This window comes from Enterococcus sp. 1001283B150225_161107_E12 (assembly GCF_015556925.1).
Classification (GTDB): domain Bacteria; phylum Bacillota; class Bacilli; order Lactobacillales; family Enterococcaceae; genus Enterococcus_B; species Enterococcus_B mundtii.
In genome coordinates this window covers 22195-29059 of the sequence record NZ_JADNNI010000001.1, presented here as the reverse complement: position 1 = coordinate 29059, position 6865 = coordinate 22195, and the positions used below count along the sequence as shown (strand labels likewise).

Here is a 6865-nt window from a genome sequence, read left to right as displayed (position 1 = left end):
CGTCAATTCAAAACGATCACCGACATTCCCGACATCTGTAATCACTTCGTTCGTATTCATAGAAGAATCGCCAATGAATTCATGATTGACGGTGATGGCACCTCCAGGTTTTCGCTCGTATTGGATCGTCACCGTTTGTGCTTGTTCTGTCACTATCACTTCTGGCAACTCACCTTTTACTTGCCAACCCGCTTCTGTTCGTGGCGTCATTTCAAAACGATCACCAACATTCCCGACATCTGTAATCACTTCGTTCGTATTCATAGAAGAATCGCCAATGAATTCATGATTGACGGTGATGTCACCTCCAGGTTTTCGCTCGTATTGGATCGTCACCGTTTGTGCTTGTTCTGTCACTATCACTTCTGGCAATTCACCTTTTACTTGCCAGCCAGCTTCTGTTCTAGGTGTCAATTCAAATCGATCGCCCACATTCCCCACGTTTGTGAATCGTTCACTGCTATTCATACTTGAAGCACCGATAAATTCGTGGTTCACCGTGATCGCTCCGCCCACCGTTGGATTCTTTGTATAGACAAATTCAACAAGTCTTTCCGGACCAGCTGCCATCTGACCAGAAGCACTTGCGCTTCCAGATGATAATCTGTTGTAGGTATATCCCGGAATGGCTGGAGGTGTATACGCATAGTTTTGACCAACCTCCATTTGTTCTACCAGTGGATCTCGGAGTTCATTCCCTGCCTCATCGATATATCTCACTCTGATTGAATTTTTTGTTCGCAGTGACAATGTGCCCAAATTAAGATTAGTAAGTGTAATACCCCCTACATTAATCGGGTTGTTTCCAAAAAAATCAGCAGTTGTTGGATCAATTGCCCATGTATCTAAATAAAGCGAACTCAAGTTAAGATTGATTGAGTTAGTATGGCCATTTTCCGCACTCACCTGTGACCTAGTAACTGTCACATCAACTCTTGTAAGATTTCCCGTAGTCGGGCCAACTACCCTGCTAATGGTCACTCCCGAAGGAAGATTTGTCGCGGTCACCTCACCTATGCTAAAATTACCTGGCAGATTTGGTGACTTTCCATAACGCATCTGAGTATAAAAGTAATTGGGGACAGGCGTATTTCCACTCTTACCTCCCGTCAGTGCTGGAATCCAACCACCTCGGTCTGCCACCAGGGCGTAGGTAGGAATATTAACCGAAAAACTCACACTATCCCCCACATCAACCCCCAAAGAACCATCTACTTGTGGTGTAGCATTGATTTGTTGAGAGATTGCGTTTTCTCCTTCGTCATACAACCATGCACGTAAGCTCTTTCCTTGATGGATCTCATTGAGCATATAATCATTAAAAGTAGCATAAACACTCACTGGAAAATGCAAGAGCAACAAGATGACGCTAAATATGCTCATTAGTTTGATTTTATTCATTGAATCTCTCTCCGTATTCTTTATTTTTCAAAAGATATTTGACCTTTCAGTAGGGGCTTGCCACTGACATTATTACTCTTCGAAATTGCTTTTTGTTTGATTGAATCAAATGCCTCTTTGACGGCCGGCTGACGATTGATTCCCTTATTCTGTTCAGTAATCTGTGGATTTCTTTCAGATTTTGTATTATCCAACCGATGTCTTGCGGCTTCACCTAATTGATTCGTCGCACGGTTTTCACGTGATGACTGTGACGGTGGCTCATGAATATCCGCTTTCACATGAAGTGTTTCATGGGTATTAAACGAATTCGACCGACTTGAACGATTCGATTCATTTGGGGTTTTGTTTTCTGTCTCTTGACCATAGACCCATGCATATGGACTTTTTTCCATTGACTTCGTTTCATTACTAGCGAGTTTTATGCCATCTTCTTTTGATCCAGCACTTTTTATTGACGAATTATCATGGGCAGATGCACGATCATCCTTATCCACTTTTTCATAGGCTTTATCAAAATTCTTATCTACCTCTAAAGAATTTTTTTCGATTGTTTCTTTTTGTGTTGTCGTTTCTAATGTTTGATCTTCTTTTTTATAAAACTTTCTTTGTAGTGCATGCAGTCCTTTACTCAAGGCGGTCACACCAAAGGAAACCGCAAGTGCCATTGCAATAACTGAAGTTACTTTGTACATAAATAAAGGAGTTGAAGTGGCTATCGCAAATATATATGGTGCAACTACTGGTGTCAGTGCGATACCAATTCCTGCTACAACTATCCCAACACCAAAGATGATGGCGAGAGATTTCCAATTTCTTTTAAGATAACCCTTTACAGATTTGTCTTTTTCTGCATTTTCAGGACTGTCTTTTTCTGATGAGTGATTCTGTTGTTTTGTTTTTGCTGTTTCTTTCTCATGAGCAGCAGTTTCTCTTTGAATCGATTTTTCTTTTGGATCAATCACTCGATCCTCTAAGTTTCTCTGTCGACTTCGTTCTGCCTGGCGATAGTTTTGTATTCTAGAATGAAGTTTACGAATATAGTTGATGAGTTTTGGCCCATAAACGGCAGCCAAAATAGTCCCGTAAATAAACAGAGTTAGTGGTAGTCCATACATAGCAAGGTAGGCTGGAACGATACCTAAAATGCCAGTTACCCACATACTGATCAACGGCCAAGATGCTAATGGTAGTAAGTTCAACAAAAGTCTTCCGATTTGAATCGCTCGGCTTTTTTTTGTATGGATTTTCTTTTTTTCTGTAAGCGGTACTGATCCTGGCAATTCTACATCGTCGTTCATAGAATCGGTCTCAGTAGATTTATCCGTTTTATCTGAAGCATTCTCATTTAAACCAAAAGTATCACTACTCACGTCTATTCCAAGTTTATCTAAAGAATCAACTGTGCTTTGCGACTGCTTTTTATCCATTCCTCCAGTTGCTGTACTCGTTCCATCCAGTTTCGTTGATCTCAGTTCACCACCTTCACGCATCTGATTTCTCATTTGGCTGTTTTGAGTGTCAGAGGCAGATTCCTCTACTGGTGGATGGGAACTATCTATTTGAGTAGCTGTTTGGGTATTTGTTTCAGGTGGTACTTTCTCTACTGGATTAAATTTGAGTTTATCAGCTAACAATTCACGGATTTTTTTCGTATTACCAGCAGCGATACCTGTTTGATCAGCAGAGTTAGCAGTAGGTTGGTTGCTTGTTTCTTTTCTACGATCTAGCTGATCGGCTATAGCAGTTTCTTCTGATTTTGATCCATCACTACTTGTTACAACAGGATTTTCAAATTGGTCTCGGCGTTGACGAAATCTTTCATTAGCCAAGCCATTTTGTTGTTGGAATGTTTCGTTAGAGACACTAGCTTCAGTTTCTCTCCCATTTCTGGACTCGTACTGTCTTCGCATCTCTTCAACTCGACCCGTTGATTCGGAAACTGGTCGGTCATTGGGAAGATTACTCGCTTTTTCAAACTGGTCCCTCGCTGCTCTCACTCGTCCCGTGGATTCTGGAGCTGGTCGGTCATTAGGAAGATTACTCGCTTTTTCAAACTGGTCTCTCGCTGCCCTCACTCGACCCGTTGATTCGGGAACTGGTCGCTCATTTGGATGGGCATTCGCTTTTTCAAACTGGTCCCTCGCTGCTCTCACTCGTCCCGTGGATTCTGGAGCTGGTCGGTCGTCAGGAAGGTCACTCGCTTTTTCAAACTGATCTCTCGCTGCTCTCACTCGACCCGTTGATTCGGGAACTGGTCGCTCATTTGGATGGGCATTCGCTTTTTCAAACTGGTCCCTCGTTGCTCTCACTCGTCCCGTGGATTCTGGAACTGGTCGCTCATTTGGATGGGCATTTGCTTTTTCAAACTGGTCCCTCGTTGCTCTCACTCGTCCCGTGGATTCTGGAGCTGGTCGGTCGTCAGGAAGATTGCTCGCTTTTTCAAACTGGTCTCTCGCTGCCCTCACTTGACCCGTTGCTTCTGTTGCAAGGCGGTTATCACTTTTTACACTAGGATTTTCAAATCGAGCGCGACGGTTTTGGAATTCTTCATTCGTCAAGCCGGTTTGATTCGATTTTATTTTATTTGCAGATGATGAATCATTCGTATCAACTGCGCTTTCGTTTACTTTACGTACGCTTTCACTACTGTCATGCCTGGTGATAGCTCTATGATAAGAAGTTCCTTGATGTTCACTCTCTCCACGACTCTTTTTCTTTGAAAGTGATGGTTCACTGCTTGTACCAGTCAGGTTTTCAAATCGAGCACGAAGATTTTGAAATTCTTCGTCAGCCCTACCAGTTTGACTCAATTCTGCATTGTTTGTCCTTAATGAGTCATTGTTATCTATCCTACTAGCTTGACTTTCTTGCACTAGCTCACTACTTCGTTGCTGCCTAGGTGGATTTTGATAAGTAGCTGTCTGATAATTATCCGGTTCGCTTTGGGTTGTTCTTTCGATGACTGGTGGTTCGTTACTTGGTCCAGGCAGATTACCAAATCGGTCTCGATATCTTTGAAATTCTTCGTTCGCCCTACCAGTTTGACTCAATTCTGCATTGTTTGTCCTTAACGAGTCATTGTTATCTATCCTACTAGCTTGACTTTCTTGCACTAGCTCACTACTTCGTTGCTGCCTAGGTGGATTTTGATAAGTAGCTGTCTGATAATTATCCGGTTCTCTTTGAGTTGTTCTTTCGATGACTGGTGGTTCGTTACTTGGTCCAGACAGATTGCCAAATCGATCTCGATATCTTTGATTTTCTTCGTTCGCCCTACCAGTTCGATTCCATTCTGCATTGTTTGTCCTTAACGAGTCATTGTTATCTACCCTACTAGCTTGAGCTTCTTGCACTAGCTCACTACTTCGTTGCTGCCTAGGTGGATTTTGATAAGCAGCTGTCTGGTAGTTATCCGGTTCTCTTTGAGTTGTTCTTTCGATGACTGGTGGTTCGTTACTTGGTCCAGACAGATTGCCAAATCGATCTCGCCGTCTTTGAAATTCTTCGTTCGTCATGCCGGTTTGATCCGGCTCTGCTTTATTTGTGGGTGATGATTCATTCGTATAGACTGTGCTTTCATTTCCTCTACGCACAAATTCGCTAGTACCTTTTAATGGAGGAGCCTTTTGATAGGACGATGTTCCTTCATCTCTTTGGCTCCGTCGATCTGTCGGTTGATTTTGCCTATTTTGAACGTTCAGCGAATCGTTCGTTTGCGGGGTTCTCCATCTAGATGACTTTCGACTTTCTACTGGTGAATGATCATTTGATGAATGATTCAGACCTTCATAGTATTGTCGCAATCTGTTGACTGTTCCTGATGGTACTCCAGCTGAATGCGGTTCTTTATTAAAAGAACGTTCTTTTTCAAATTGTTCTTTTAAATCACTCACTTTAAGCCTTTCATGGTGTTCTTCTTTTGTATATTGATTCGTCGTGTGGACAGAATTTACGTGCATCGAGACATTCTCTTTGATCTGCTCATTAGATAAAACTTCTTGCTTTACGTTGTCTCTCTTATTGAGTGAGGCTTGTTCTGCAAATCTTCTTTCTTGTTCAGCCACTAATTTAGGACTTACTAATTCGTCAGATGCTTGTAACTGTGTGTTTGACGTAAAAGTGGGTGCCGCATCTTTTGTCCTTGTTTCTTGCTCACGTATATCTTGTTTTAAGACGATCATCCGCGATTTATAAATCGAGAATCTCAAGGCATTGTATTCTGATGGATCAATGTCTTGGAGCATTCTTTCAAATGATTGTTTTAAATCATTGGTCTTTTCTTCCTTCACTTCTTTTCTTGAAGAAATCAAGTCTAGAACGAAGTGGAATTCTTCTCTCAAAGTTTCAGGGTTGCTATCTAATATTGCTTTTGCTTGAAACTCATTGAATACTTTTTCTTCATAAGGTTTTACTGATTTTACTGAAATATCTTTGTTTATATATTCTTTAAGATAGTTTTCAAATTTTTTATAAAACATCGGTCTCCTCCATTCAATGAAGAATTTTTTAGAGTCGATTAACCATTCAAGCGATGTTCAAGTAATTGTTCTAAAGATGAATTTTCTTCTCTAAAAATACCTGTTTGAGTTAATCGCACAGCTTGATGTGGTTTTTCGTAATCATTTACCCATAAAAACATCCCTGGGAGGGAATGCATGCGATAACCAAATTGTGTCTCTTCTAAGGTGACCTCAAATGTCATCACTGCTGAATTTTCATCTGTGACTGATAGTTCAAGTACACATAGCGTCTCAGAAATATCTTCAGAAATGACGCGATAGTAAAAAATTCGACTTATTTCGTTTCCGTCTTCCACTTTTCTTTGGACAAATGTGTCTTCTGTAAAATCAATCAACACTTGACTATTCATCGTCGTTCCCGTCCAACTACCTTGAAGTAACACGTCATTCCATTTTTGACTGATTATCTCATCGATTTCTTCCCCACTGGAATCAATAATTTCTTTGGCCCTTTCCATCAATGCAACACTAGGATAGAAATAGGTCGTGTTCCCTTCATTGTCTTCATAAAAGAAAATCGTTTCGCCTAACCTTGTCATCAGCTCAAAAGAAACTTCCTCTTTCTCTTTGTCCGTCAGAACAAGCTTTGTATCTACTAAGCGATACTGACCCGTTGTGAGCCAACTGGTACTTTGATAAGTTCCGTCATTTTTTAATTCCAAAACCATGCCATCCGCTCGATCAGAATACCAAATACCTCTATAAACTAAGGCTTCATTTCTTTCTACTAAATTTAGGTCCTCTTTTCTTTGCTCGCTTGCAGACAAAGGCTTACTACTAGCGGTACCTTCCGAGTTTTCATTCTTACCGCTATGAAAAAATAGCGAGTAAAAAATAAAACTGAACATGGTGATGAAAATGCCGATAGCTATAAACACGATTCTTTTTCCTTCTTTTGACTCAACTATATTTTTTATTTGTTTCATTGTTTATCTCTTTCT

At 40.9% G+C, this 6865-nt stretch carries 3 protein-coding genes (1 of these 3 cut by a window edge); all 3 read right to left on the bottom strand.

Features of this window, described 5'->3' with window-relative positions; all coding sequences use genetic code 11:
* Tightly spaced (at most 38 nt apart), the 3 genes in view from I2F89_RS00105 to I2F89_RS00095 form a layout consistent with a single transcriptional unit that may run on beyond the window.
* Positions 1 to 1401, bottom strand: partial view of a MucBP domain-containing protein gene (locus tag I2F89_RS00105; RefSeq protein WP_195513189.1) — the 5' portion only. The gene continues 855 nt to the left of window position 1, outside the view; 1401 of the gene's 2256 nt are visible here — the first part of the coding sequence; the start codon lies at positions 1399 to 1401; the stop codon falls past the left edge of the window.
* 20 nt (positions 1402 to 1421) lie between these two features.
* A complete protein-coding gene (locus I2F89_RS00100; protein WP_195513188.1) occupies positions 1422 to 5882 on the bottom strand; it encodes a hypothetical protein in 4461 nt (1486 codons plus the stop codon).
* A 38-nt stretch (positions 5883 to 5920) separates the two neighbouring features.
* On the bottom strand, positions 5921 to 6850 hold the full coding sequence (locus I2F89_RS00095) for a hypothetical protein (protein WP_086334625.1): 930 nt from the start codon (positions 6848 to 6850) through the stop codon (positions 5921 to 5923).
* Positions 6851 to 6865: the final 15 nt, after the last annotated feature.

What these genes read in the sequence shown, in the direction of transcription:
- I2F89_RS00100 (WP_195513188.1), bottom strand. Translation starts at nt 5,882, where the DNA reads ATGTTTTATAAAAAATTTGAAAACTATCTTAAAGAATATATAAACAAA.
- I2F89_RS00095 (WP_086334625.1), bottom strand. Translation starts at nt 6,850, where the DNA reads ATGAAACAAATAAAAAATATAGTTGAGTCAAAAGAAGGAAAAAGAATC.